The 25,052-nt window shown below is 46.4% G+C and carries 22 protein-coding genes, 15 tRNA genes, 1 rRNA gene and 1 pseudogene; 4 read left to right on the top strand and 35 right to left on the bottom strand.

Annotated elements, in window-relative coordinates; translation table 11 throughout:
- Window positions 1-96: 96 nt before the first annotated feature.
- Entirely contained in the window at window positions 97-885 is a 789-nt protein-coding gene (locus ACEN8J_RS01740; RefSeq protein WP_029518175.1) for a TrmH family RNA methyltransferase, read from the bottom strand.
- Between the two features lie 77 nt (window positions 886-962).
- Window positions 963-1,628, bottom strand: a pseudogene (locus ACEN8J_RS01735) (potassium channel family protein); the annotation flags it as partial.
- Between the two features lie 160 nt (window positions 1,629-1,788).
- Between ACEN8J_RS01735 and ACEN8J_RS01730 the strand changes: the two are divergent.
- Window positions 1,789-2,022, top strand: coding sequence for a small acid-soluble spore protein SspI (locus ACEN8J_RS01730; RefSeq protein ID WP_016819939.1), 234 nt, complete (start codon window positions 1,789-1,791; stop codon window positions 2,020-2,022).
- A gap of 151 nt (window positions 2,023-2,173) precedes the next feature.
- Here the strand turns inward: ACEN8J_RS01730 and ACEN8J_RS01725 are convergent, their stop codons facing one another.
- The 3 genes from ACEN8J_RS01725 to ACEN8J_RS01715 form a co-directional block, all read right to left on the bottom strand.
- Window positions 2,174-3,754 (bottom strand): peptide chain release factor 3, encoded by a 1,581-nt coding sequence (locus tag ACEN8J_RS01725; protein ID WP_029518174.1) that lies wholly within the window; start codon window positions 3,752-3,754, stop codon window positions 2,174-2,176.
- Between the two features lie 298 nt (window positions 3,755-4,052).
- Entirely contained in the window at window positions 4,053-5,609 is a 1,557-nt protein-coding gene (zwf, locus tag ACEN8J_RS01720) for a glucose-6-phosphate dehydrogenase (RefSeq protein WP_029518173.1), read from the bottom strand.
- Window positions 5,610-5,796: 187 nt separating this feature from the next.
- Window positions 5,797-6,561, bottom strand: a complete 765-nt coding sequence (locus ACEN8J_RS01715; protein ID WP_495594195.1) for a YwmB family TATA-box binding protein — start codon at window positions 6,559-6,561, stop codon at window positions 5,797-5,799.
- A gap of 249 nt (window positions 6,562-6,810) precedes the next feature.
- Here ACEN8J_RS01715 and ACEN8J_RS01710 point away from each other — a divergent pair, with 249 nt between their 5' ends.
- Complete coding sequence (locus tag ACEN8J_RS01710) at window positions 6,811-7,275, top strand: hypothetical protein (protein ID WP_029518171.1); 465 nt, start codon at window positions 6,811-6,813, stop codon at window positions 7,273-7,275.
- Window positions 7,276-7,350: 75 nt separating this feature from the next.
- Here ACEN8J_RS01710 and ACEN8J_RS01705 read toward each other — a convergent pair whose 3' ends face one another.
- The 14 genes from ACEN8J_RS01705 to ACEN8J_RS01640 form a co-directional block, all read right to left on the bottom strand.
- The gene (locus ACEN8J_RS01705) at window positions 7,351-8,001 is read right to left on the bottom strand and encodes a response regulator (protein ID WP_013372995.1); all 651 of its coding nucleotides are present in this window, start codon (window positions 7,999-8,001) and stop codon (window positions 7,351-7,353) included.
- On the bottom strand, window positions 7,979-9,058 hold the full coding sequence (locus ACEN8J_RS01700) for a sensor histidine kinase (RefSeq protein WP_165148441.1): 1,080 nt from the start codon (window positions 9,056-9,058) through the stop codon (window positions 7,979-7,981). The genes ACEN8J_RS01705 and ACEN8J_RS01700 overlap by 23 nt, the downstream gene beginning before the upstream one ends.
- 16 nt (window positions 9,059-9,074) lie before the next feature.
- Window positions 9,075-9,722, bottom strand: coding sequence for a cell wall-active antibiotics response protein LiaF (gene liaF / locus ACEN8J_RS01695; RefSeq protein WP_165148438.1), 648 nt, complete (start codon window positions 9,720-9,722; stop codon window positions 9,075-9,077).
- A gap of 149 nt (window positions 9,723-9,871) precedes the next feature.
- A complete protein-coding gene (locus ACEN8J_RS01690; RefSeq protein WP_013311895.1) occupies window positions 9,872-10,576 on the bottom strand; it encodes a PspA/IM30 family protein in 705 nt (234 codons plus the stop codon).
- Window positions 10,576-11,064 carry a PspC domain-containing protein gene (locus tag ACEN8J_RS01685; protein WP_029518167.1) on the bottom strand — a complete coding sequence of 163 codons (489 nt, stop codon included), beginning with the start codon at window positions 11,062-11,064 and terminating at the stop codon, window positions 10,576-10,578. Before ACEN8J_RS01685 ends, ACEN8J_RS01690 begins: the two co-directional genes overlap by 1 nt.
- Window positions 11,065-11,071: 7 nt before the next feature.
- A complete protein-coding gene (locus ACEN8J_RS01680) occupies window positions 11,072-11,743 on the bottom strand; it encodes a PspA/IM30 family protein (protein ID WP_013311897.1) in 672 nt (223 codons plus the stop codon).
- Window positions 11,744-11,827: 84 nt separating this feature from the next.
- Window positions 11,828-12,139 carry a LiaF transmembrane domain-containing protein gene (locus tag ACEN8J_RS01675; protein ID WP_013311898.1) on the bottom strand — a complete coding sequence of 104 codons (312 nt, stop codon included), beginning with the start codon at window positions 12,137-12,139 and terminating at the stop codon, window positions 11,828-11,830.
- 127 nt (window positions 12,140-12,266) lie between these two features.
- The gene (locus ACEN8J_RS01670) at window positions 12,267-13,493 is read right to left on the bottom strand and encodes an MFS transporter (protein WP_165148432.1); all 1,227 of its coding nucleotides are present in this window, start codon (window positions 13,491-13,493) and stop codon (window positions 12,267-12,269) included.
- Window positions 13,494-13,646: 153 nt separating this feature from the next.
- A complete protein-coding gene (locus tag ACEN8J_RS01665; protein ID WP_029518165.1) occupies window positions 13,647-14,198 on the bottom strand; it encodes a TetR/AcrR family transcriptional regulator in 552 nt (183 codons plus the stop codon).
- A 383-nt stretch (window positions 14,199-14,581) separates the two neighbouring features.
- Window positions 14,582-14,821: a NifU family protein gene (locus ACEN8J_RS01660; protein ID WP_013373004.1), complete on the bottom strand. Its 240-nt coding sequence runs from the start codon at window positions 14,819-14,821 to the stop codon at window positions 14,582-14,584.
- 314 nt (window positions 14,822-15,135) lie between these two features.
- Window positions 15,136-16,533, bottom strand: coding sequence for a Fe-S cluster assembly protein SufB (sufB, locus tag ACEN8J_RS01655; RefSeq protein ID WP_495594194.1), 1,398 nt, complete (start codon window positions 16,531-16,533; stop codon window positions 15,136-15,138).
- A gap of 43 nt (window positions 16,534-16,576) precedes the next feature.
- The gene (gene sufD, locus ACEN8J_RS01650; RefSeq protein ID WP_495594193.1) at window positions 16,577-17,884 is read right to left on the bottom strand and encodes a Fe-S cluster assembly protein SufD; all 1,308 of its coding nucleotides are present in this window, start codon (window positions 17,882-17,884) and stop codon (window positions 16,577-16,579) included.
- Between the two features lie 23 nt (window positions 17,885-17,907).
- On the bottom strand, window positions 17,908-18,684 hold the full coding sequence (gene sufC / locus ACEN8J_RS01645; protein ID WP_029518161.1) for a Fe-S cluster assembly ATPase SufC: 777 nt from the start codon (window positions 18,682-18,684) through the stop codon (window positions 17,908-17,910).
- Complete coding sequence (locus ACEN8J_RS01640) at window positions 18,665-19,186, bottom strand: MarR family transcriptional regulator (RefSeq protein ID WP_029518160.1); 522 nt, start codon at window positions 19,184-19,186, stop codon at window positions 18,665-18,667. The genes sufC and ACEN8J_RS01640 overlap by 20 nt, the downstream gene beginning before the upstream one ends.
- A 289-nt stretch (window positions 19,187-19,475) precedes the next feature.
- Between ACEN8J_RS01640 and ACEN8J_RS01635 the strand changes: the two genes are divergently transcribed.
- A complete protein-coding gene (locus tag ACEN8J_RS01635; RefSeq protein WP_495594192.1) occupies window positions 19,476-19,619 on the top strand; it encodes a hypothetical protein in 144 nt (47 codons plus the stop codon).
- Between the two features lie 678 nt (window positions 19,620-20,297).
- On the top strand, window positions 20,298-20,426 hold the full coding sequence (locus tag ACEN8J_RS01630) for a hypothetical protein (protein ID WP_258012605.1): 129 nt from the start codon (window positions 20,298-20,300) through the stop codon (window positions 20,424-20,426).
- A 44-nt stretch (window positions 20,427-20,470) separates the two neighbouring features.
- Here ACEN8J_RS01630 and ACEN8J_RS01625 read toward each other — a convergent pair.
- From ACEN8J_RS01625 to ACEN8J_RS01550, 16 genes are all read right to left on the bottom strand, one after another.
- Window positions 20,471-20,549: transfer RNA gene (locus ACEN8J_RS01625), tRNA-Leu, on the bottom strand.
- A gap of 11 nt (window positions 20,550-20,560) precedes the next feature.
- A tRNA-Cys gene (locus ACEN8J_RS01620) sits at window positions 20,561-20,635 on the bottom strand.
- A gap of 12 nt (window positions 20,636-20,647) precedes the next feature.
- Window positions 20,648-20,719 (bottom strand) — tRNA-Gly (locus tag ACEN8J_RS01615).
- A gap of 7 nt (window positions 20,720-20,726) precedes the next feature.
- Window positions 20,727-20,801: transfer RNA gene (locus ACEN8J_RS01610), tRNA-Gln, on the bottom strand.
- Between the two features lie 10 nt (window positions 20,802-20,811).
- A tRNA-His gene (locus ACEN8J_RS01605) sits at window positions 20,812-20,884 on the bottom strand.
- Between the two features lie 17 nt (window positions 20,885-20,901).
- Window positions 20,902-20,975: transfer RNA gene (locus tag ACEN8J_RS01600), tRNA-Trp, on the bottom strand.
- A 7-nt stretch (window positions 20,976-20,982) separates the two neighbouring features.
- Window positions 20,983-21,068 (bottom strand) — tRNA-Tyr (locus tag ACEN8J_RS01595).
- Between the two features lie 5 nt (window positions 21,069-21,073).
- Window positions 21,074-21,149: transfer RNA gene (locus ACEN8J_RS01590), tRNA-Thr, on the bottom strand.
- 22 nt (window positions 21,150-21,171) lie between these two features.
- Window positions 21,172-21,244: transfer RNA gene (locus tag ACEN8J_RS01585), tRNA-Phe, on the bottom strand.
- A gap of 37 nt (window positions 21,245-21,281) precedes the next feature.
- Window positions 21,282-21,358: transfer RNA gene (locus ACEN8J_RS01580), tRNA-Asp, on the bottom strand.
- A gap of 15 nt (window positions 21,359-21,373) precedes the next feature.
- Window positions 21,374-21,450: transfer RNA gene (locus ACEN8J_RS01575), tRNA-Met, on the bottom strand.
- A 26-nt stretch (window positions 21,451-21,476) separates the two neighbouring features.
- Window positions 21,477-21,552 (bottom strand) — tRNA-Val (locus ACEN8J_RS01570).
- Window positions 21,553-21,620: 68 nt separating this feature from the next.
- Window positions 21,621-21,692, bottom strand: a tRNA-Glu gene (locus tag ACEN8J_RS01565).
- Between the two features lie 17 nt (window positions 21,693-21,709).
- Window positions 21,710-21,801 (bottom strand) — tRNA-Ser (locus ACEN8J_RS01560).
- Between the two features lie 3 nt (window positions 21,802-21,804).
- Window positions 21,805-21,880, bottom strand: a tRNA-Asn gene (locus ACEN8J_RS01555).
- Window positions 21,881-21,945: 65 nt separating this feature from the next.
- Window positions 21,946-24,872: ribosomal RNA gene (locus ACEN8J_RS01550) — 23S ribosomal RNA — on the bottom strand.
- Window positions 24,873-25,052: the final 180 nt, after the last annotated feature.

The following is a 25,052-nucleotide window of genomic DNA, read 5'->3' as shown; positions in this document are numbered from 1 at the left end:
ACATTGACTGTCTCATTTAGATGGTATAAACAGTCTCATTTAATAATATAATTAGTCTCAATTGATGTTATAAACCACAGCCCCGTGTTCACTCTCTTAGTTTCGTTGTCTCATGGCCTCAAATAACAGCACCGTAGAAGCCATCGCCGCGTTCAGTGATTCCGCTTGCCCCTGCATCGGAATGAATATCGACTCATCCACCATGCGCGCGGTAGCATCAGAAATACCTTGGCCTTCATTCCCAATCACAAGCCAAGTGGAAACACGCAAATCTATGGCATAGCATGACAAGCTCGCATCCAACGAGGTGCTGAGCAAGCGGGCACCTTTACTTTTGGCCTGCGGCAAAAGCTCCTCCAGACTGCCTTCAATCACCGGCAGGTGAAACAACGATCCCATCGTGGAGCGGATCGTTTTGGGATTGTACAGGTCGGCGCAGCCATGACCCAATATTACGCCTGCGGCTCCAGCAGCGTCCGCGCTGCGGATGATGGTGCCTACATTGCCGGGGTCCTGCACCCCGTCCAGCACCATTACCAGTGCATCCGGCTGCTCCAGCAATGCCGGGAATGCGCTGCGCTCCTCCTTACGCACGATGGCAAAAACCGACTGCGGCGTCTTCGTATCGGTGCATTTTGCAATGACCGCCGCTGACACGGGAACCCATTCCACCGGCTGGTCGGCTGGATCCAGGCCATTCAGCTCGGCGGGAATGCCCTTGTCCAAATCATAGGCGACGGTTTCGACAGCCGCGTCCGAACGCAGCGCTTCCTGCACCAGATGAATACCCTCGACAATATATTTATGCTGCCGTGTGCGATGCTTTTTCTCCAGCAGTTGCGCCCACTCTTTTACACGCGCATTATTCGGTGAAATGATTTCCATTCGTTTAACCTTCCGTTTCTTTGTCCGTTTCAATAAAAATAAATGATGTATCACTTGCACTTGAACACAAGCCCTCATTAGGCTGCAAATGCCAGCTCCAGCTTGGTCAGGTCATCCTTGTGGCCCACAATGACCAGTACATCACCCGGCTCCAGACGATCCTCGGCATAAGGTGAAATGTTCATTTCCTGATTTCTGCGAATCGCCATCACATTGCAGCCGAAGCGTGCACGTATGTCTAACTCTTTCAGGTTTTTTCCAATCATGGAATCGGCGGCTCTCATCTCCAAAATACTGTAGTCCTTGGACAGCTCGATATAATCCAAAATGTTGGGGGATGTCAAATGATGGGCTACCCGTAACCCCATATCCCGTTCAGGATAAACGACTTTATCTGCACCTATCTTTTGCAACACTTTTCCATGCAGCTCATTTTGTGCCTTGACCACAAGAGCTGGTACGCCCATGTCCTTGAGAATCAATGTCGTCAGAATACTGGCCTGTATATCTTCGCCAATCGCAACTACGATTACGTCAAAATTACGGATACCCAGCGCTCGCAGCGCTTCCTCATCCGTCGAGTCGGCAGACACCGCATGCGTCACAATATTCGACATTTCCTGTGTACGCTGCTCGTCCGAGTCAATAGCCAGCACATCAAAACCCATCTCACTCAGCGCACTGGCAACACTGGAACCAAAACGTCCCATGCCAATAACCGCATACTGTTTTTTTGCCATTCCTTCTTTACCTCCCGATCACCATACTGTCCGTCATAGTATAGCATATCATGCTACAAACATAAATTTTGACATACTTATGCCAAATGCTTCTCCATGTATACTGGACAACAGCCCAAGCCATAATACATTCGATCACTACTACAACATACGGGAGGTACACATGCCCATTACAATGGATTTACGACAAGCAATTGTTCACAAAGTACACGGCAAATCAGAAGCTGATCTTACGGATATGATTATTGGGTCAGTGGACGGACCTGAAGCCGCTCTGCCTGGATTGGGTGTCATTCTTGAAATCGCTTGGAAGCATATGAGCCCAAATCAACAGCACGATTTCGTCCATTTGGCACATGAACAAATCGATAAAATCAAACCCGTGCCTTTAACCTAGCTCTAGCTATTTAACTTTTTGTTCCAATTTAATTGTGCTCATTATTTTACCCGTATTCGAAAATGAAAATAGTCCACTCGCATTCACATCGAGTGGACTATTCGTTGTATACACTAAATGACTGAGATCAAACTGTTCTGCTTATTCAATCTTACGGAGCCATTTCTAGAAACTTAGCTGTCGGGTTTTTCTCCATAGCCGTACGCATGGCATACTCGTTTTCGAACAAGGCGACATAATTGCCCTTCTTATCCTTTACCAGCGTAGAGTTAATACGGAACTTGCTCGGGTCAATCTGCTCATCCACAATCCAACGTGCAAATTGGAATGGCATACGCTGAAGCTGTACATCAACTCCATACTCACCCTTCATGCGGTACTCAAATACTTCAAATTGCAGTTGGCCGACAACACCTAATAGCGTATCGTCAAAGCTTACCGTACGGAAAACCTGAATCATACCTTCCTCGGTCAACTGGTCAATACCCTTCAGATACTGTTTGTGCTTCAAGGCATTTTTCACCGTTACCTTGGCAAAAATCTCAGGCGAGAAGGTCGGCAATTCATCAAACACAACCTCGCTACCTTGGCTGAGTGAATCACCAATACGGAAAATACCCGGGTCAAACAATCCAATAATATCGCCAGGAAAAGCCTCCTCAACAATATCACGGTCCTGTGCCAGGAACTGCTGTGGCTGAGACAGCTTTATCTCCTTGCCCATCCGTACATGCTTAACACTCATCCCGCGTTGAAACTTACCAGACACAATACGCAAAAATGCAATACGGTCACGGTGAGCCGGGTTCATGTTCGCTTGAATTTTAAATACATAGCCAGTAAACTTTTCGTTTGTTGGTTCAATTTCCCCAGCTGTACTACGGCGTGGCTCCGGTTTAGGAGCAAGCTGAAGGAAGTTTTCCAAAAATGTTTGTACACCAAAATTATTAATCGCACTGCCGAAGAATACCGGTGTTAATTCTCCGCGCTGTACTTTCTCCATGTCAAAAGGGTCACCCGCGACATCAAGCAACTCCAAGTCTTGGCATAATTGGTCATGCAAATATTCGCCCGCCATCTCACGAATGATCGGATCATTGTAATCTTCCACTTTTTGTACTTTAATCGTGGAATGGTCATCTCCCTGAAACAGCTCGACCTGATTTTTGACACGGTCATAGACACCGCACAGCTCGCGTCCTGTACCAATCGGCCAATTCATAGGCACCGAACGGATGCCAAGTACCTGCTCCAACTCCTCCATCAAATCAAAAGGACTGCGTCCCTCACGATCCAGTTTGTTAATGAAGGTGAAAATCGGAATTCCACGCTTCGCACAAACTTGAAACAGCTTAATCGTTTGCGCTTCCACACCTTTCGCTACGTCAATCAGCATGACTGCACTATCTGCTGCTGTTAATGTACGATACGTGTCTTCACTGAAATCCTGGTGACCTGGCGTGTCCAGAATGTTGATGCGGTGACCATTATAATCAAATTGCATCACTGAGGATGTTACAGAGATCCCCCGCTGTTTTTCAATCTCCATCCAGTCACTCGTGGCGTGTTTGCTTGCTTTACGCGCTTTAACTGAACCAGCAAGACGAATCGCGCCCCCGAACAGCAGCAGCTTTTCCGTCAGTGTCGTTTTACCCGCATCCGGGTGAGAAATAATCGCAAACGTACGCCGTTTGTCGACTTCCTGTTGAAGTATATCTGTTGTTTTACTCATTTCACATATCCCTTCATGATCAAATCCATTGCATTCCTGCTCAAGCTATTCATAAAAAGGCCATGATGCACGCCTGTTTTCATAAAATCATCGGCTCATTGCCGTTAGCCCCATTATTCGGCGTACCCCGTTACCATATTCATTATAAATACGATCTATTTACATGTTTTAGCCTGCCTTTAACCTATAATCAGTTGCAAACTGAAAACCTGAGACTAAGCTATTATAGCACACTCCGAACGCAAAGCATCCCCTTACGTCCTAAACAGGACATAGGGGGATGCAGGACAAAACGGGATTACTGAACGCCGCCTACTCGCCAGATGACATTATCTTCATCCTGACCGCTAACCGGCCACCACTTGAAGCCATCCTGCTCCAATAGCTTGTGTGCACCTTCCGGTCCCCATGAGCCTGCAGCATAGGTTTCCAGCGTATCCGGGGTCTGCTGCCATGCTTTGGCGATTCGATCGACGAATCCCCATGCCGTGGCAACCTCATCCCAACGCGTGAAGTACGTCGAATCACCCTCAATGGCATCCATCAGCAACCGTTCATAAGCCTCCGGTGAGTTGATACCCACCATACAGCTTTGGCAAAAATCCATAGCCAATGGCTCAATATCTGATTCCGAGCCAGGTTTCTTGGCATTAATTTTAATGTAAATGCCCTCCATTGGATTGACCCGAATGACGAGCAAGTTCGGTTCCAGCTTATGCTTTTGACCGAGGTACACGTTCGTTGGCATGCTCTTAAATTCCACAACAATCTCCGTTGTTTTTACAGGGAGACGTTTGCCCGTACGAATATAGAACGGTACGCCAGCCCAACGGAAATTATCAACAAACACGCGTGAAGCAAAATAAGTCTCTGTGTTTGACTGTGGATCAACCTTGTCTTCTTGGCGATATCCTGGCAACTGCTGACCGCGATAACTGCCTTCGATGTATTGACCACGCACCACATTGGTTTTCACATCGTCAGACGTTTCAAAAGGGCGCAGCGAACGCAGCACTTTCACCTTTTCATCACGGATATCCTCAGGCAACAAACGACTAGGTGGCTCCATCGCAATCATCGTTAGCATTTGCAGCATATGGTTCTGTCCCATATCCCGCAAGGCGCCGGAATGATCGTAGTAACCTCCGCGTTCCTCCACCCCTACCGTTTCACTAAGCGTAATTTGCACATTGGCAATATGCTTATTATTCCACAGTGGTTCAAAGAAGGCGTTCGCGAAGCGGATCACCTCAATATTTTGTACCATTTCCTTGCCAAGATAGTGATCAATCCGATAAATTTCTTCTTCGGCAAATACTTCTCGTATTTCAACGTTCAATTCTTGTGCAGATTCGAGGTTATAACCGAATGGCTTCTCAATGACAAGACGATTCCACCCTTTGCCATCCATCATGCCGCCATCTTTCAAACTCTTAGACACGCTTCCGAATAATTCAGGAGCCAAGGCCAAATAAAACAACCGATTTCCCGGTATGTTAAACTTGCTTTCTATAGACTCCGTCTGCTGTCTCAACTCATGGAACCCTTCGACATTGTTGATATCAAGCGATTTATATTCAAAATGCTCGGCAAATGCCTGCCAATCTTGATCATTTTCTGCTTTGTAGCGACTAAACTCCTGTATGGAAGCGTACAGGTCATTACGGAATTCTTCCTCTGTGCGAGGACGCCTTGCTACGCCAATAACGGCAAAATCCTCAGCAAGCTTGCCTTCGCGGTACAAGCTGTAAATAGCAGGAAAAAGCTTGCGACGAGCCAAATCGCCCGTAGCGCCAAAAATAAACAGAACTGCGCCTTGCGTCACAACAGATTCTTTAGCAGGTATGTCAGCCATGTAGTACCTCATTCTTCCCATGTCAAGATTCCGCAATCCACAATCCCCGAAATCCGCATGTAGTATTGTGTATATTTATACAAGATCATACTTGATTTTCGAAAAACATGGAACTAAAGATTTGATGATATTTTAGCATATCCTCCATGGATAAGCTATCCGATGAATCATCAATTTACCTTATAAGTCAGTATTCAATCGTGATGAGCGGAAAACCGAGCGTTATACGTGTATCCTGTTGCTCCTTATCTTCATGTACAGCCATCTGAATCTGGACCTGATGCTCACCGCTTTGAATCATTAACGGCAGCTCTGGAGCTTCATAGGATATAGCCACAGTAGTCGCATCCGTATATCTTTCTTTGGCCTGCATGGAGATGTTCCCTGTTAAGCTCGCTTCTGTCAGTTTCAACAGTTGATCTTTGGATTCCTTTGTATGCAGCGAACGCTGAAGGGCCGTGTTCCACTGCGCTTGAATCCCCATAGACTTTAATTGCTCAGCACAGAGTTTATGAAGCTGAATCAACTGCTCACGTCCTGCATCGTTGCTCTCCAGTTGAACGACTACATACCATTGCCCAGTTTGACGTTCCATTACATTTAAGCGGATTTTTAGATCCTCACTATTACGAACAGAACGATAAACCGTGTGTCCATTTTCCACGAGTTTGTTTACTGTGGGTATATTCAGCTGATCAGCTATCTGTGCCGCTACATCTGCCGGCTCTTCATGGTTAGAAATCCAATCGCCTTGCCACTTCACAACCAGCTTATCCAGCGTACCCGGGGCCTGGTCCGAGATGGTTAACAATGAGCGTAAAGCCGTTTCTGCCTCGCGGGAATCATATCGGTTTGTCTGAAGGGTTCCGTAACGCCAGCCAGCCAGTACCAGCACCGTTCCTAATACCAAAATCGTAATAATCCCTTTTCTAATCAACTCTGCTTTTAGCATTATCGTTCCTCCCGCTCCACACAACCATCCGATTCCCACACCTACGCTCTGGATACTTTCTTTTTCGGCTGGTTTGAAATCTATGAATCTATCAATAGCATTCCCGTTGTCAGAGGTTTTATACACACAGCAATACGGCAAAGCCCTTCTAAAATATTCATCTGCCTACTGGGTGTTCGACCATACATCGTAGGCACCATAAGAATAGACTATGATCACAATGCATCTTACACCAAAAGAGGTGAAATCATGTTTCCGATTTATCCTGTAAATGAAGCCAGTGTGGCACCTCATGGTGGACGTCTGGTCTGTGCCGTTATGCGTGATGGTACACGACACATCGGCATCTTAAGTGGGTGTAGCAAAGGCAAGCTGATGTTGAACGGATATCCACCCTCCTTTCCTGGCAGTCTCTATGCCGGGAGCTACAGTAACAAAGGAAAACAAACCCCTAAAAAGATTTCCTCTAAAAAGAAAAAAAGGAATCCTAAAAACAAAGTTCGTACCTCTGCCAAACTAAATGCCTTAATTAAGCCGCCCAATGCACCTCTGAGTCCATCCTTTCCTTATGACGCAGGCGGATTTGCTGGAAATGGCTATAGTAGTTATGGAAATGGCAGAGCAGGCTATCGCGGTGGGTACGGCGGATATGGATACGGTGCAGGGCTTGCACTAGATCTGGCTTTAATCGCCTTTTTATTCCTCCTGATCTAAACACCTTGTTATAGAACACAAAAAACCGGAGAACTATTATCGTCTCCGGTTCTTTGTATTCGTTTATTCTACATTCTACTCTGCTAATCCGTTCTTATAGGCATAGATCGCCGCCTGTGTACGGTCTTCCACTCCTAATTTAGCGAGAAGGTTCGTGACATGGAATTTTACCGTCTTAATCCCGATAATCAGCTCGTCTGCGATATCCTGATTAGACTTCCCTTGTGCCAACAGGCGAAGTACCTCCATCTCACGATCAGTCAGCTCCGTATGGGCGGGCGCTTCAGCCTGTGGCTGGCGGAATCGATTCATCATCTTGGAGGCCACCTGTGACTCTAGTACGGACTGTCCACGTGCAGCTGCACGGATCGCATCCGCTATTTCGGAAGCGCGAGACGTTTTAAGCAAATAGCTGAATGCCCCTGCCTCAATGACCGGATACATTTTCTCATCGTCCAAATAACTCGTCAGCACAATCACCTTTGTCTCTGGAAGCAGACGAGTTACTTGGCGTGTCGTTTCGATGCCATCCATGCCATCCATGACCAGATCCATCAAAATCACATTTGGCTTGTATTCGGAAGCCAACCGTATGCCTTCTTCTCCGCTTCCGGCCTCGCCGACCACTTCAATACCTTCTTCCGTCCCCAGCACCGCCGCAAGACCAATTCGTACCATTTCATGGTCGTCTACCAGCAGTACGCTAATCGGTAATTCCGTTTCCATGATCATCGTTCCTTCCGCTTTCATCATTAATAACTGGCACGGACACCTCAATCCGTGTCCCTTTTCCTGGAGCCGTTATATACTGAATCGCTCCCCCAATTTCACTGACCCGCTCCTGCATCGTGGATAATCCATATGAAGTCTGCTTTTTCTCATCCAGCTCAAAACCAATACCGTTATCCCGAATCGTCAGCCTGATGGAATCTGGGCGTTGCACGATACGAATTTCCATGCGGGTTGCTTTGGCATGGCGCAACGTATTAGACATCGCTTCCTGCACAATACGAAACAAGTGGTTCTCAATGCCTTTAACCAACTGTACTCCGCTTTCAATCTCAAAATCAATCTCCATCGGTACCTTTGCCTGCAACTCTTGTACCAAATCACGCAACCCCTGCTCAAGCCTTTTCCCTTCCAGATAGACAGGCCGTAGATGAAGTAGTAACGCCCGCATTTCAGATTGTGCCACAGAAGACATTTCTTCAATTAGCGCAACTTGACGCTGTGCTTTATCAAAATCCTTATCCAGCGTCCTCCCCACAGCCGTCGCGGTCATTGAAATAGCAAATAATTGCTGTGATACGGCATCATGCAACTCTCTGGCCAGCCGCTGCCGCTCCTCCACAATCGCAGTCATCCGTGCCTGTTCCGCCAACTGAGCATTATCCGTGGATAAGCGTTGTAAAGACGTAACTTGTTCCTGCCATTTACGTCCAATCCGTTCCAGCTGCTCTCCCAGTCTACCAAGTTCATCATGCCCTAGGGGCGGCAACTCACGTGCAGGGGTTCCCTTTTCCCACATCAGCAACGTCTCTCTCAACATTTCCAGTCTGCTTTTAAAGCGGTAGCTCTCATAAAATCCGTACATTGCCCCTGTACCAATCAACACCAGTATAACGGCTCCTGCAACTTTCAATATCATTCCCCAGGTTGGAAACGACTTCACATATCCATATGTATACAGCATATAAAAGACAACTACGCCTACAACAACACACAGGAGGATACCTTGACCCATACTGCGGGTTACCATGTTGGACGTTTTTTTATGATTCATCCCGGCTCCTCCTGATTCAATAAAATCGGACGCGGACATCGCCCGCCAAGTACGAAACGACAAACTTCACTTTATATTCACTCTGCTCAAAATGGGGAGACTTCCAAACCAGTCGATTGAGCATCCCCGCCTCATGATCCCGGTCAAACTGAATCTGTCCGAACAGGACGAACATCTCCACCTCTACACCGTAATTATCCGGTAGCGTGATATCAATGTCACCGAAGATCCCTTGTAAAAATATGACGGACTCACGTTCCTCTGGTAGAGCCAACGTCAGATCGGCATCCACATCGCCAACCACATGCCATATGCTTGTGCTACGCAGGCTCCACGGCACTTCATCCCATTTATGATTCGATATAAAATTGTGCTTGAATATGGAGCTTTGACCTTTATGCAGCTTCCTTGAACGTGAATAGAATATAGCTAATGATGCTAGTGTAACTACCACAAACAGGAACAAATGATCCAGCACTAGCAATCCAGCACCAATCGCGAGCATCGTGTAACCCTTTTTGATTTTGGAATTGCGGATCTTATATATTCCGGCCAACATTAGAATCAGTGCAACCACGGAGAGGAACCCAATCCACTGACCGAATAAAATGATAATCCCGATGCCAATCCCTGCCAGTGCCAAGGCTGATTTTCTTCTCTCCATGCTGCACCCCCTTTTTGTTTATACAGGACGGAAAAGCCATAGTGGCGCAACATTCCGCCATATGGCTTTCCTGAACCATACAGATTAGGCACGATCATCGACCAATGTCCATTCCATACAGCATATCATAATGTCTTGTTTCCGAGTAGTCAGTCCTTCTTCATATCGACTGGTTTAACACCTGTCTGAATTTTGGACTTAAGCTGTTGAAGCTGCTCATCCACTTTAAACTGTTTTTCAGCCTCAGCCGGATTAACATATGCTTCTCCTGGAGCTTGACGGTAAGGAGCACGCAGTACGTCAGCTTCAGCTTCCATTTGCATAATTTTTTCTTCCATACGGTGGAAGCCCAATGAAGCAGACCCACTTTCAATCGTATGCAAACTATTGATTTGAGACATTTGCTTTTTGGCTTTCGCCATTTGAGCACGGGATACTAACTCATTGCGCTTGTTGCGCATTTTATAGAACTCATCTTTCATGTCGTGAAGCTGTTGTACTAATTCTTTTGCTTGAAGCTCAGCTTGTGTATGCAAGTCGCGGTATTCGTCCTGCTTTTGCACAAAATAAATCTTCTCTCCCAACAGCTTGCGCGCTACTTCTTCCTGACCATTTCGCAATGCGGATTCGGCTTGCTTCTCACGCTCATTGGATACACGTACCGCTTCCTCTAAACGCTGTTTCATACGTCGTTCATTCGCCATTTGCTTGGCAACCGTTACCTCAGCCTCGTGAATTTCCGCCTCCATATCGCGCAGATATTGATTCAACATAATAATCGGATCTTCCACTTTATCCAACACTTCATTCACCGATGCTCTTGTCATATCCTTCATTCTTTTAAAGATCCCCATTATTTACGATCTCCCTTCTCAAATTGCTCTACTTTTTTGCGTAACTCTGCCAATTCTTTTTTCATTGCCTTTTTCTCAATATCTTCCATCATGGAATCCAAGTCATTGTTCTGACCTGTGTTAAATTTGGATGAGTTGCGGGCATCTTGACCAAAAAACGGGTTCGAATTGCCATATGCACCGCCCTGGTTGTAACCAGTTCCCTGCCCATACTGCGATCTTGTATTGTTACTGCCATAATAGCGTGGATCCTGTTGATGGTAGGGCCCGCTGTCAGGGCCAAATCCTCCATCGAAAGGAGATCTCGGCTCCTTGGAGATAACCAGTGCCGCAATCACATAAATCATAAATGTGGTTCCTGCTGTAATAAAGAAACTGATCACAACCAGAATACGAATCCATGTTGAGTCCATTCCTGTTGCGTCAGAAAGACCGCCACATACACCTGTTATTACTCTATCCCGGCTTGATCTGTAAATTCGGGTCATTATCAAATTACTCCTTCCCGCTGTTGTTCAGCTTGCTTTTCAGTCTCGCCCACTCTTGTTCGAGCAGCGATCCACCGCCTTGGGCATCCTGTGCATGGTCGCCCTCACCCCGACGTAAATCACGCAGACTCATCGTTTCTGCTTCCATATCGGCTACCCGGTCTTCCAAGCGGTTGAACATTCGGGGAACATTTCGTCCACCGTATGTACCAGCCCGTTCGTTCATTTGCTGCTGGAGTCTCAACGTCTGTACACGTGCCGCATAATACTGACGCTTGCTGTGTACCGTTTGATATTCTGTCTTTAACGTATCTAGCTGTTGTTCTAGCTCACGTAGTGATTCACGGCTCTGCTCCCACAATTCTCTATACTGCTCTTCTTTTTCTGCATATAGCATTTTCTCCTGTAGGGCTAGCTTCGCAATATGTTCTTCATCAGCTTTCAAAGCCAGTAGCGCCTGTTCCTCCCGTTTGGTCTGCATGGACAATGCATGATCCAACTGCTGCTTCATCTGTCTTGTATGCATCGCATACTGTTGATGGAGTTTTTCCGCTTCGGCAATTTCCTGGCGGGTATTATACAAGAACTGGTCAATCAGTTGCACTGGGTCTTGGCTTTGTTCCAAATGCTCATTGAAGGTCGCTACCGTAATATCGCGCATTCTTCGAAAAACACTCATTTGCATCTGCTCCTTTCACAATTCGTATCCCCATAATTAAAACTTCGTTACTGCAATATTTCTTCATTCGCTAAACTGCTAAAATCAGTAACGTCTTCTGCGGTCACTCAGCAGGGAAACACCAAATATAATCAACCCGATTGCCAGTAGTGGTCCCAGAAGCCAGGACAGTTTGCCGAGCAAAATCAGTACCCCAAGTACAAGTACGATCCAGCCGAAGAGCGCATTTCCTTTTTTCACACCGTAGTAGCCTAGCATAACCATAGCTATCGGAATTAAGTAACCAATCAGATGTCCTAAAAAGTGACCGAAAAACGGAGTAAACTTACCGAGCAGCATAATCGAACCCAACACGATCAATACAATGGCTAACCCATTCCCTTTGTTAACTCTCATCATCTCTCACCGCCTTTCACTGTGTCTTGCTTATGTCCTTATTGTACGCTGAACAAGCGTTTGACAAAACGGACCCCAGACGGTTTTTGAACCTAGACCTAAGTCGGGGATGAGTATAGACCTGCGGCTATCCTCCTCTATGCTGTTCTGCTGCACGGGCTATCGAATGTTGCTCACCCGCTTGCTTGGAACGTAGTGAAAGGACGAGACAAGCCAGTAACGCTATAGCTGCAACCATATAAGGCAGATTAATATGAACATCGAACAACAGTCCTGCAATTAATGGTCCAATCACATTACCCAAGCTGGTATAGGATGAGTTCATGCCTGCCACAAAGCCTTGCTCATCTCCGGCCTGCCGCGATAGAGAAGTACTTACTGCCGGGCGAAGGATATCCATAGCCAGAAAAATGATGAAGGTCGTCAGCATAATCATCACGTACTGTTCAGCAAATAAGGTTAGAAAAATGAACAGGCCCCCAATGGCCAAACAGAGGTGAATTACTTTTTTCTCTCCAAAACGATTAATGATCCATCCAAATATAGTCGCTTGGACAACTGCTCCCAAAATGGAGCCTGTCGTTATAATGATGGCAATATCCATCGGTGTAAAACCATATTTATGGTCAACAAACAGTCCAAATACGGTTTCAAAGTTCGCTAACCCAAAAGCAACGACAAATACAATGAGTAAACCCATGAAATATGGAGATTGATATGACTTGGCAAATTGCTGCAAAAGATTTTCTTTTTGACGTGGAAGCTCTCTATTATATTGTTGCTTTTCCTTGCTTAAAGACTCAGGCAGCACTAACAGAGACAAGATAGCTGCTATTCCCGCAGCTCCAGCTGCCGCAAAGAAGGGAATGCGTATTCCATATGTGGCAAGCAATCCGCCAATCCCTGGCCCGATTATGAAGCCTGTGTTGATCGCCGCATTGATCATGCCCATTCCCTTGCCTCTTTCCTCAAACGAGGTCACGTCAGCGACATAGGCCATTATAGAAGGAGTCAGCAACGCTGCCCCTGCTCCACCCATGATTCGTGCTATGAACAGGGTAGGAATGGAATGAGCCAGTCCAAAAACAAGCTCTGATAACATGAAGATGAACATCCCAGAAACAATCAATTTTTTACGTCCATAACGATCAGACAACTTTCCTGACAATGGTGATAATAAAAGCTGAGTCAACGCAAAAGCTGCAACCATCAGTCCCATCGAAGAACCATTCATCCCTAGCTCACTTATAAATTTAGGTAATACAGGGACAACTAAGCCAATCCCCATGAACGCCAAAAAAATGTTAAGCATCAATAACAGCATTGCTCCTCGATTTCTTGTGAGTATAGACATATTTCCACCCTTCCTTTTCCGTATCTCTTTATTCGATATCAGGTAAACTTCATTATCCCTTTTCAAAAAACAATTGAAACTAAAAATGTTTTCTTAGTTTTCATATAAAAAAGTGGCCTCTTCAAATATGCAGCATATTGTTGAGGCTATTTTTTAATTTTCGACCAAACCGAACAACAAAATATCTACAATAGAATAAGTAGCTTCCTCTACCGTCACACTGTTATCCAGAAAGAAACGCTGATCAAGCGTTAAATTTACAGATTCAATAATAAGCTTCATGATCAGAGCCTCATTTTTGTTCACAATAATTCCTTCTCGGATGCCTTCCTGAATTAATGTTCTAATCGGAGACCAATCATTTAAATCGGCATGTACCCTTTTCCATTGTTCAGGATAATACTTTTTCATCTGGTCCAATATCCTTAAATCGTAAAACTTATAATACAGAGGCATGACCCTAATCGACTGCTTAATCTTGTCTAACAAAGATAACTCATTATTTTGGATAATCTGCTCAGTTTTTCGAATCATATCATCATTTGTACGCTCAATAAGTGTTTCTAAAATAAGCGTCTTAGACGAAAAGTTTTCATACAACGTACGCTTGCTAATAGCGAGTCTTTTCGCAAGATCATCCATCGTAAATTTCAATCCATTTTCATGAACTTCATCTACAAAAGCCTCCAAAATTCTTTCCTGCATATTCTTCCTCATTTCTTTCGCGCTCGGTAAACTAGAAAAGTTTTTTCAGTACCATCATCTTACGATAAGATCAAAGCGCTGGTCAAATCCATGTTAACCTTGTTGCCAAAATCATGAATATATAATAAAAAGGATGATAAAATGCCTTTAAGCATTTTATCACCCTTTTGTGTATGGGCGAGAGGACTAGAACCTCCACGGTTTCCCACTCGATACCGAATACAATCTTGATAATACCTTGTTTAATGAAGGGGGATAAGCGTTGCTCGTCGATTTCGACCCGCAAGGTAATCTGTCGATGTACTTTGGTATTGAGCAGCGGGATCAACTTCCGTGGCTATGGTCTGCGACAGGACTAACTCAGTTGCTCAGTATCAAGGAATTTAGAATACTTGTACAACTTCTTTAATATCATCAATTTCCTCAAGAATTGCGCGCTCAATAGCAACCTTTAACGTAATCGTAGCACTTGGGCAACCATTGCAAGCTCCCAAAAATCTTAATTTTGCTATACCGTTCTCAACTTCGACCAGTTCAGCATCTCCACCGTCACGCAGTAAGAAAGGACGTAGTTTGAGAAGAACTTCCGATACTTCATCGAATAAAACTCCATTTTCATCCATCATGCCAACTCCTCCCATTGTTTTACCAACCGTCAATTCAGACCTTTTTTCACCCTAGATCGTCTGAGTGATCCTTGGTTTTTTGCCTAAGAGTGACCTCTTGATCCGAAAGTTCCCTTATAAGCGTAAGAATAGAGTCTAAAGGTATCATCACACCACAACTTGCGCTCAATCCTGACAGCATATTGAAGCAGAACTGAAGTTTTCGTATCTCTCGGGTAATTTGAGCTAGTTCTGAATCGTCCGAATTATTTTTCTTCATTACTAGCACCTCTTTAAAGAATGATAAAGGTTTGATCTATTAAATTAATGAATCAACCGATGCTTCCTTCCATCTCAAATTGAATCAACCGATTCATTTCAACGGCATATTCCATTGGCAATTCTTTGGTAAACGGTTCAATAAAGCCCATTACAATCATTTGTGTAGCATCTTGTTCTGTAAGCCCGCGGCTCATTAAGTAAAACAATTGTTCCTCGGACACTTTGGATACTGTTGCCTCGTGCTCCAAAGTAATCTGGTCGTTTTTAATTTCATTGTACGGAATCGTATCTGATGTTGACATGTTGTCCAATATCAACGTATCGCACTTAATATTGGACTTGGACCCTGCGGAATCGCGGCTGAAGCTGGACAACCCTCGGTAGTTTACTTTTCCGCCCTGCTTGCTGATGGATTTGGATATAATCGTAGATGTTGTCTCGGGAGCAAGGTGAATTACCTTCGCGCCAGCATCTTGATGCTGATCTTTACCGGCTACGGCAATAGACAGGATGGACCCCTTGGCTCCCCGTCCTTTCAATAATACTGCCGGATACTTCATTGTTACCTTGGAGCCGATGTTGCCGTCCACCCATTCCATTGTGGCATTTTCTTCTGCCACGGCCCTTTGGGTTACCAAGTTGTAGATATTAGGAGCCCAATTCTGAATGGTCGTGTAACGGACACGGGAATCTTTCCGGCAAATAATTTCAATAACTCCACTATGCAGAGAACTGGTACTATAAATAGGTGCTGTACATCCTTCAACATAATGGACAAAGCTGCCCTCTTCGGCAATAATTAATGTCCGCTCGAATTGACCCATATTTTCAGAATTAATACGGAAATAACCTTGTATAGGTACCTCGCACTGAACACCCTTCGGAATGTATACAAAGCTACCGCCTGACCAAACCGCACTATTAAGCGCCGCAAATTTATTGTCGGCGGGAGGGATGATCGTCCCAAAATGTTGCTTAAACACTTCGGGGTATTGCTTTAATGCACTATCCGTATCAAGGAAAATAACGCCCTGATCCTCCAGCTCTTTCCGCATGCTGTGATAAACTACTTCCGACTCATATTGAGCGGATACGCCCGCCAGGAACTTTTGCTCCGCTTCAGGGATTCCCAGCTTGTCAAAGGTTGCTTTGATCTCGGAAGGAACCTCCTCCCAGGTCTTTCCCTGTTTTTCAGAAGGGCGAACGTAATACTGGATGTCATCAAGATTTAGCCCGGTCAAATCCGCTCCCCATTCAGGCATCGGCATTTTGTAGAATTGATTCAAAGCCTTCAACCGAAAATTGAGCATCCACTCCGGCTCTTCCTTGATCCGGGAAATTTCCCGGACAATCTCTTCCGTCAGACCTTTTCCAGATTGAAAAATAGACGGGTGCTTGTCGCGAAACCCATATTTATATTCGCCCATATCTGGTGCTTTTTTAGCCATTAGTATCACTCCTTTTTAACCTTTCAAGATTCATTTTGATTTGCTATGATCTGCCGAGCTTGCCTTCCACTAAATCTTTTAGACGACTGCGAACACCTTCCAGCGGGATCTCCGAAATGACAGGAGCGAGAAATCCGAAAATAACAAGATGTTCGGCTTCACTCCGTGATATCCCGCGCGACATCAGATAATAGATTTGCTCTGCATTTACTTGCCCCACGGATGCAGCATGACCCGCGGTTACATCATCCTCATCTATCAGCAGGATCGGATTGGCATCGCCGCGAGCTTTAGGACTTAGCATAAGCACGCGTTCTGTTTGCTGACCATCACAATGGGTTGCACCTTTTTCAATCTTTGTAATGCCGTTGATAATGGCCGTAGCTTCTTCAAGCATGACTGCACGCGTAATCATCTGGCTTACCGAGCTTCTGCCAAAATGCTGAGCTTGAGTTGTATAGCTCGATTTTTGATTGCCCGTGCCAATAGCAATCACCTTATTGTCGGAGACTGCCCCGTTGCCTTGTAGCAAAGTCTTGGTATCGCTCACGGTATAACCATTGTTCATCTCACCGATAATCCATTCCACACCCCCATCAGCAAGAACGACCGCCCGTCGCTGGGTGAAATCTATTGTAGTTGCAGCAAGCTGATGAACCGAAGCTACTTGCACCTTTGAGCCCGCCCCCGCGAAGACCTCCGTCACACCGTTATGCAATACCTTGACATCATCACCACTCGATACACAATTATCCACATAAGTGATCTTGCTGTTGCTCCCTGCCACAATTAAGACGTGAGGAGCAAAACACACATCGCTTGTATCGTTAAGAAAGATCGCTTGAATAGGTGCTTCAACCTCTACACCGTCTGGGACATATAGAAAAACGCCACCACTCCATAAGGCACTGTGTGCAGCAGATAAACGATGTTCTTCTGGCTTTACTGCCTGAAAGAGATAACGTTGAACCAGCTCCTCATGCTCTTTTGCCGCAGTATGCAGATCCGTTAAAATGACTCCCTGGGCGGCTAAGCTCTCGGACAATTTCGTATACACTACATCCGAGTTGAACTGAACGATTAGTCCGCCTTTCACCGGAGAAGCAACCAAACCTCGAACAACCTCCGGCGCTTCCTCCAAACTAGACCACGCATTCTCAGCTTTGTAATCTCCACTTTCGTAGATATCCCATTTTTCAAGATTGATTTTCTCCACTTTAGGCAACTCCAGCGTCCCTGCCAGTTCGAGTGCATGAACGCGGCGTTCAATCAGCCAACGAGGTTCATCCTTAGCGCTTGACCATGCGCGTAAATCGTCCACATTCATTGAAACTCTAGCTTGTATATCCACGTGCTGTTCCTCCTCTCCGGCTTTTAAGCATCCCTTACCGTCTCATCCGTAATCCCAAGTTCCTCCTTCACCCAATCGTACCCTTCAGCCTCCAAACGGTGGGCAAGCTCCGGACCGCCAGATTTAACTATCCGGCCTTGCATCATGACATGCACAAAATCCGGGGTAATATAATTCAACAGTCGTTGATAATGGGTGATGATTAAAAAGCCTCTATCCGGGCTGCGCATCTCATTTACGCCATTGGCCACAATACGCAGTGCATCAATATCAAGCCCTGAGTCCACTTCATCCAGGATCACAAACTTGGGTTCAAGTAGCATCATTTGCAAAATCTCATTCCGCTTTTTTTCACCGCCAGAGAATCCCTCATTCAAATAACGATGCACAAATTCCGGGTTCATCTCCAGCCCCTTCATTTTGCTCTCCATTTCACGGATAAAACGGATTAGGGATATCTCATCGCCTTCTTCACGCCGTGCATTGATGGCACTTCTGAGAAAATCCGAGTTGGTCACGCCAGCAATTTCACTTGGGTATTGCATAGCGAGGAACAAGCCTGCCTGGGCACGCTCATCCACCTCCATCTCTAGAAGGTCTTCATTGTCCAATGTCACCTTACCGCCAGTAACCTCATATTTGGGATGGCCCATTAAAGCTGAAGCCAATGTACTTTTTCCCGTCCCATTAGGCCCCATAATCGCATGAATCTCTCCGCCATGAATCTCCAGTGTGAGCCCTTTTAAAATTTCTTTCCCTTCAATCTTGGATCTTAATTCCTCAATCTTTAATGTCGTCATTTATCGTAAACTTCCCTTCGGAGTATTCTTCGGCACGCGCCACCAAATCACTCATAAATTTTCCAATAGTCTGCAGCTCAACCTCTGAATAGGATTCAATGAATTGGTAAAACCTTTCTTCTTTTTCTTTGTGCATTTCTTTATGCAAATGATAAACGTGTCTTCCCTTATCCGTTAAACTAAAGTAAATCTCCTTACGATTGCTGTTCAGTTGACTTCTCATAATGAAGCCCATTTCCAGCAGCTTTGCACTAATTTTAGTAATGCTAGCTTTGGACAACCCCATCTTCTCCACAATCCCGGTATGATTTATCGGTTCATAATCACCAATGCAATCAATAACGTGCACACTAGTAATATTGTTGGAAAGCATGTCAATCTGGTACTTTCTGGCCTGTTGCCGAAACGAGTTAAATTCTTGTTCAGTATACAGCTCATTCAGATGTAGCATTTTAATATATTGCTCGTAAAGATGACCTTTAAAATGATTTTGAAACTCCAATTTCCCAATCTCCCCTCTTTTGTAGTAGTTGAGACCAAGTTCAGTGTCTCCATTAGATCTTTTTGTTCACTAGTAAACAAAATTATATTAACACAATTGATATTGATAATCAATATCAATTGTGTTAAATGTGACGTAATTTTGAAGTCGCATTTCACGGGTTTGTTGTCATTGTCATAGGCCTCATGCTGTGTTTTTACTAGGGCACGTCCCGGAAATAGTTTTAAATACCTCTGATCAATCCTGCTTTGCGGGGGTTGAACAATGGAACCAATTCGGCAGCATCCGGATGGATCTGGTAACCGAAGCCAAGTCCAATACCGTTGCCTATGAACGTCATGGTACACCTGCCACAGACTGGGGTCGCTACCGTAAAAAGAGGACGAAGGTGGTGCTTGGCCGAGCTGTTTTAAAGCCGTATCGCCGCGTTTGAGTACGCTATCGTGAGCATGTATGGCAATGAATAATCCGTCAGTTACCTGTGGTGGATATGTTATGGGACCAAAGAGTAACCAAAAACTGTGGTTATTGCTGGTGAATCCGAACAGGCGATGCTCCATTCTAGCCAGCACCGATCTGACACTGGAGGCGACCTAGATCATCGAACTTTATACCGCCCGGTTCAAAAACAAATGTACCTTCTGGGCGCTAAAGCAATCCATCGGCGGATTCAGCTACCACTTTTGTAGCAAATCCATTCCGAAGCTCAACCGGTATTTGAAAAAGGATCGGGTTCACCCTCTGGAGGTGTTGGAAGAGGAGAAAGCGCAACGGGACATCCGCCTAACTGTAAAGATGAGAATGGTAAACGATAACCAAAATGGATCCCTACGGGGCTTAAGATAAAAGGAACCAAGAAAAGAGCCGAAATCTTGCTTCAGGAAGCCAGGAAGAATTCTCATATGGAAGGACAAGCACTCGCGGTTGAAAACGAAGATATGCTGTAAGAGTAAAAGCGGCTACTCTATCCGGTAATCTGCCACTGGTGGACACGTTCTATGAGCTTCTGATTCGTATGAAGGAATAACAGGAATCCTATCGCTTATCTTCTGACAATTCTTATTGTCTTGAATACCTGGAGTATATTTATGTAGATGTATTAGGGGTAAGCATGAAAGAAGTTCAGGAATGGTTAGGCCACAGCGATTATGCAACAACGGCAAATATTTATTCGCATTTGGAATACAACTCAAAGGTGTCTTCAGCTCAAGCAATGAGTGGGGTACTAAAGCTCAAATAAAAAAAGCTCACTAGAGAATGTCTCTAATGAACTCTTTTAGTTAATACCGGCGAGAGGACTCGAACCTCCACGGTTTCCCACTCGATTTTGAGTCGAGCGCGTCTGCCATTCCGCCACGCCGGCGTATTCAATTATGGAGGCGCCACCCAGATTTGAACTGGGGAATAAAGCTTTTGCAGAGCTTTGCCTTACCACTTGGCTATGGCGCCAGAGTGTAACAAAGCGGACGACGGGAATCGAACCCGCGACCCTCGCCTTGGCAAGGCGATGCTCTACCGCTGAGCCACGTCCGCATAAAGATGGCTGGGGATATAGGATTTGAACCTATGCATGACGGAGTCAAAGTCCGTTGCCTTACCGCTTGGCTAATCCCCAATAAGTAAAGGGCGGCCGATGGGGCTTGAACCCACGAATGCCGGAGTCACAGTCCGGTGCGTTAACCACTTCGCCACGACCGCCGCAAGTAATGAATAATTGGCAGGGGCAGCAGGAATTGAACCCACACCAACGGTTTTGGAGACCGTTGTTCTACCTTTAAACTATGCCCCTATAAAACTGGTGGAGGATGATGGATTCGAACCACCGAACCCGTAAGGGAGCAGATTTACAGTCTGATGCGTTTGGCCACTTCGCTAATCCTCCAAAAATGGTGCCGGCGAGAGGACTTGAACCCCCAACCTACTGATTACAAGTCAGTTGCTCTACCAGTTGAGCTACACCGGCACATAAAATATTCAATTAAAAGTGGCTCGGGACGGAATCGAACCGCCGACACGAGGATTTTCAGTCCTCTGCTCTACCGACTGAGCTACCGAGCCTTAGAATAAGGCTCTTCATTACACGTTATAATACTAATGGCGGAACTGACGGGATTCGAACCCGCGATCTCCTGCGTGACAGGCAGGCATGTTAGGCCTCTACACCACAGTTCCATAATAATTTTTAATTGGTTGCGGGGGCAGGATTTGAACCTGCGACCTTCGGGTTATGAGCCCGACGAGCTACCGAACTGCTCCACCCCGCGACAATAATAAATATTAAATTTTCAAATGGTGGAGGCTGAGGGGCTCGAACCCCCGACCCTCTGCTTGTAAGGCAGATGCTCTCCCAGCTGAGCTAAGCCTCCACACCGAAACACTTTTCATATTATACCATAATAAATTTTTTATTACAAGTTTTTTTATGATATTTTTATGACCCGTAGGGGATTCGAACCCCTGTTACCTCCGTGAAAGGGAGGTGTCTTAACCCCTTGACCAACGGGCCATGCTACAAATGAATTATGGCGGAGAGAGAGGGATTCGAACCCTCGAGACGCTTTTGGCGCCTACACGATTTCCAATCGTGCTCCTTCGGCCAACTCGGACACCTCTCCATATGGCTCCCCGAACAGGACTCGAACCTGTGACAACTCGATTAACAGTCGAGTGCTCTACCAACTGAGCTATCAGGGAATATTAAGCATTTGTTTCAAGGTTACACCCTGAAAACTGGATCCGAAACTCATTGCGTTTTATCTTAGGATAAGCCCTCGACCGATTAGTATTGGTCAGCTCCATGCATTACTGCACTTCCACCCCCAACCTATCTACCTCGTCGTCTTCAAGGGGTCTTACATACTGGGAAATCTCATCTTGAGGGGGGCTTCACGCTTAGATGCTTTCAGCGCTTATCCCTTCCGTACATAGCTACCCAGCGGTGCTCCTGGCGGAACAACTGGTACACCAGCGGTACGTCCATCCCGGTCCTCTCGTACTAAGGACAGCTCCTCTCAAATTTCCTACGCCCACGACAGATAGGGACCGAACTGTCTCACGACGTTCTGAACCCAGCTCGCGTACCGCTTTAATGGGCGAACAGCCCAACCCTTGGGACCTACTTCAGCCCCAGGATGCGATGAGCCGACATCGAGGTGCCAAACCTCCCCGTCGATGTGGACTCTTGGGGGAGATAAGCCTGTTATCCCCAGGGTAGCTTTTATCCGTTGAGCGATGGCCCTTCCATGCGGTACCACCGGATCACTAAGCCCGACTTTCGTCCCTGCTCGACTTGTAGGTCTCGCAGTCAAGCTCCCTTCTGCCTTTGCACTCTTCGAATGATTTCCAACCATTCTGAGGGAACCTTGGGGCGCCTCCGTTACTCTTTAGGAGGCGACCGCCCCAGTCAAACTGCCCACCTGACACTGTCCTCGCACCGGTTCACGGTACCAAGTTAGAACCTAGATACGATCAGGGTGGTATCCCAAGGATGCCTCCCCTCAAGCTGGCGCTCAAGGCTCAACGGCTCCCACCTATCCTGTACAGATCGTACCCAAATTCAATATCAAGCTGCAGTAAAGCTCCATGGGGTCTTTCCGTCTTGTCGCGGGTAACCTGCATCTTCACAGGTATTAAAATTTCACCGGATCTCTCGTTGAGACAGCGCCCAAGTCGTTACGCCATTCGTGCGGGTCAGAATTTACCTGACAAGGAATTTCGCTACCTTAGGACCGTTATAGTTACGGCCGCCGTTTACTGGGGCTTCGGTTCATAGCTTCGCTCTTGCGAGCTTACCACTCCCCTTAACCTTCCAGCACCGGGCAGGCGTCAGCCCGTATACTTCGCCTTGCGGCTTCGCACAGACCTGTGTTTTTGCTAAACAGTCGCTTGGGCCTTTTCACTGCGGCCCCCTCGGGCTATTCACCCTACCGAGGCACCCCTTCTCCCGAAGTTACGGGGTCATTTTGCCGAGTTCCTTAACGAGAGTTCTTCCGCGCGCCTTAGAATTCTCTTCTCGCCTACCTGTGTCGGTTTGCGGTACGGGCACCTTCTCCTGGCTAGAGGCTTTTCTTGGCAGTCTGAGATCATGACCTTCGCTACTACAATTTTCGCTCCCCATCACAGCCCAGCCTTACGATGTGCGGATTTGCCTACACATCAGCCTCACTGCTTAGACGGACATCCATCCGTCCGCGTCACTACCCTACTGCGTCACCCCATCGCTCATAACGGATTACGGTGGTACAGGAATTTCGACCTGTTGTCCTTCGACTACGCCTATCGGCCTCGCCTTAGGTCCCGACTTACCCTGAGCGGACGAACCTTCCTCAGGAACCCTTAGGCTTTCGGCGGATCTGATTCTCACAGATCTTTTCGTTACTCATACCGGCATTCTCACTTGAATGCAGTCCAGCGCTCCTTACGGTACACCTTCAACCCGCATTCAACGCTCCCCTACCCCTGATGCAAGCATCAAGCCATAGCTTCGGTGGTGTGTTTAGCCCCGTTACATTTTCGGCGCAGAGTCACTCGACCAGTGAGCTATTACGCACTCTTTCAATGGTGGCTGCTTCTAAGCCAACATCCTGGTTGTCTGTGCAACTCCACATCCTTTCCCACTTAACACACACTTGGGGACCTTAGCTGATGATCTGGGCTGTTTCCCTTTCGACAATGGATCTTAGCACTCACTGTCTGACTCCCGGAACTAAATCTATGGCATTCGGAGTTTGACTGAGCTTGGTAACCCTTGCGGGCCCCGCACCCAATCAGTGCTCTACCTCCACGATTCTTCTTTCCGAGGCTAGCCCTAAAGCTATTTCGGGGAGAACCAGCTATCTCCGGGTTCGATTGGAATTTCTCCGCTACCCCCACCTCATCCCCGCATTTTTCAACATGCGTGGGTTCGGGCCTCCAGTGCGTGTTACCGCACCTTCACCCTGGACAGGGGTAGATCACCCGGTTTCGGGTCTACGTCCACGTACTCATTCGCCCTATTCAGACTCGCTTTCGCTGCGGCTTCAGCTCTTCACCTTAACCTTGCACGGGAACGTAACTCGCCGGTTCATTCTACAAAAGGCACGCCATCACCCATAAATAGGGCTCTGACTTCTTGTAAGCACACGGTTTCAGGATCTATTTCACTCCCCTTCCGGGGTGCTTTTCACCTTTCCCTCACGGTACTGCTTCACTATCGGTCGCCAGGGAGTATTTAGCCTTGGCAGATGGTCCTGCCGGATTCATACGGGGTTTCACGTGCCCCGCACTACTCGGGATCCGTCTCGGAGAGAACAAGTTTTGAATTACAGGGCTTTTACCTTCTCTGGCGGGCCTTTCCAGACCTCTTCATCTAACCGGTTCCTTTGTAACTCCATGTGAGACGTCCCACAACCCCAAGGAGCAAGCTCCTTGGTTTGGGCTAATCCGCGTTCGCTCGCCGCTACTGACGGAATCACTATTGTTTTCTCTTCCTCAGGGTACTTAGATGTTTCAGTTCCCCTGGTCTGCCTCTCACTCACCTATGAATTCAGTGAGTAGTGACTGTCGATGAAGACAGCCGGGTTTCCCCATTCGGACATCCCCGGATCAAAGCTTGCTTACAGCTCCCCGAGGCCTTATCGTTGTTCGCCACGTCCTTCGTCGGCTCCTGGCGCCTAGGCATCCTCCGTGTGCTCTTTGTAGCTTAACCTAGTATTTACATCGTAAATACGATTTGCTTTGAATTTCGGTTCAACACTTACGTGTGAATGAAATCCAAGGCAGCTACCTTTATTTCACTTGTTTACACAAGATCAGCTTAAAGGAATATTCTAAAACGCAATTTCGTTTCGGTATCCAGTTTTCAAGGTGCAATATTCTCCCCGGCTTT

It is taken from the genome of Paenibacillus sp. Paensp38, from assembly GCF_059491915.1.
This window is presented reverse-complemented; position numbering and strand designations above follow the sequence as displayed.

Excerpts from the sequence above, each read along its gene's own strand:
- ACEN8J_RS01730 (WP_016819939.1), top strand. The coding sequence starts at position 1,789 with ATGCCCATTACAATGGATTTACGACAAGCAATTGTTCACAAAGTACAC.
- ACEN8J_RS01715 (WP_495594195.1), bottom strand. The coding sequence starts at position 6,561 with ATGCTAAAAGCAGAGTTGATTAGAAAAGGGATTATTACGATTTTGGTA.
- ACEN8J_RS01660 (WP_013373004.1), bottom strand. The coding sequence starts at position 14,821 with ATGGATGAAAATGGAGTTTTATTCGATGAAGTATCGGAAGTTCTTCTC.
- ACEN8J_RS01725 (WP_029518174.1), bottom strand. The coding sequence starts at position 3,754 with ATGAGTAAAACAACAGATATACTTCAACAGGAAGTCGACAAACGGCGT.
- ACEN8J_RS01690 (WP_013311895.1), bottom strand. The coding sequence starts at position 10,576 with ATGGGGATCTTTAAAAGAATGAAGGATATGACAAGAGCATCGGTGAAT.
- ACEN8J_RS01675 (WP_013311898.1), bottom strand. The coding sequence starts at position 12,139 with ATGAGAGTTAACAAAGGGAATGGGTTAGCCATTGTATTGATCGTGTTG.
- ACEN8J_RS01680 (WP_013311897.1), bottom strand. The coding sequence starts at position 11,743 with ATGAGTGTTTTTCGAAGAATGCGCGATATTACGGTAGCGACCTTCAAT.
- ACEN8J_RS01705 (WP_013372995.1), bottom strand. The coding sequence starts at position 8,001 with ATGGAAACGGAATTACCGATTAGCGTACTGCTGGTAGACGACCATGAA.
- ACEN8J_RS01665 (WP_029518165.1), bottom strand. The coding sequence starts at position 14,198 with ATGCAGGAAAGAATTTTGGAGGCTTTTGTAGATGAAGTTCATGAAAAT.
- sufC (WP_029518161.1), bottom strand. The coding sequence starts at position 18,684 with ATGACGACATTAAAGATTGAGGAATTAAGATCCAAGATTGAAGGGAAA.
- ACEN8J_RS01700 (WP_165148441.1), bottom strand. The coding sequence starts at position 9,058 with ATGAATCATAAAAAAACGTCCAACATGGTAACCCGCAGTATGGGTCAA.
- ACEN8J_RS01630 (WP_258012605.1), top strand. The coding sequence starts at position 20,298 with ATGAAAGAAGTTCAGGAATGGTTAGGCCACAGCGATTATGCAACAACG.
- ACEN8J_RS01710 (WP_029518171.1), top strand. The coding sequence starts at position 6,811 with ATGTTTCCGATTTATCCTGTAAATGAAGCCAGTGTGGCACCTCATGGT.
- zwf (WP_029518173.1), bottom strand. The coding sequence starts at position 5,609 with ATGGCTGACATACCTGCTAAAGAATCTGTTGTGACGCAAGGCGCAGTT.
- ACEN8J_RS01670 (WP_165148432.1), bottom strand. The coding sequence starts at position 13,493 with ATGTCTATACTCACAAGAAATCGAGGAGCAATGCTGTTATTGATGCTT.
- ACEN8J_RS01685 (WP_029518167.1), bottom strand. The coding sequence starts at position 11,064 with ATGACCCGAATTTACAGATCAAGCCGGGATAGAGTAATAACAGGTGTA.
- ACEN8J_RS01740 (WP_029518175.1), bottom strand. The coding sequence starts at position 885 with ATGGAAATCATTTCACCGAATAATGCGCGTGTAAAAGAGTGGGCGCAA.
- liaF (WP_165148438.1), bottom strand. The coding sequence starts at position 9,722 with ATGGAGAGAAGAAAATCAGCCTTGGCACTGGCAGGGATTGGCATCGGG.
- ACEN8J_RS01635 (WP_495594192.1), top strand. The coding sequence starts at position 19,476 with ATGGATCTGGTAACCGAAGCCAAGTCCAATACCGTTGCCTATGAACGT.
- sufB (WP_495594194.1), bottom strand. The coding sequence starts at position 16,533 with ATGGCTAAAAAAGCACCAGATATGGGCGAATATAAATATGGGTTTCGC.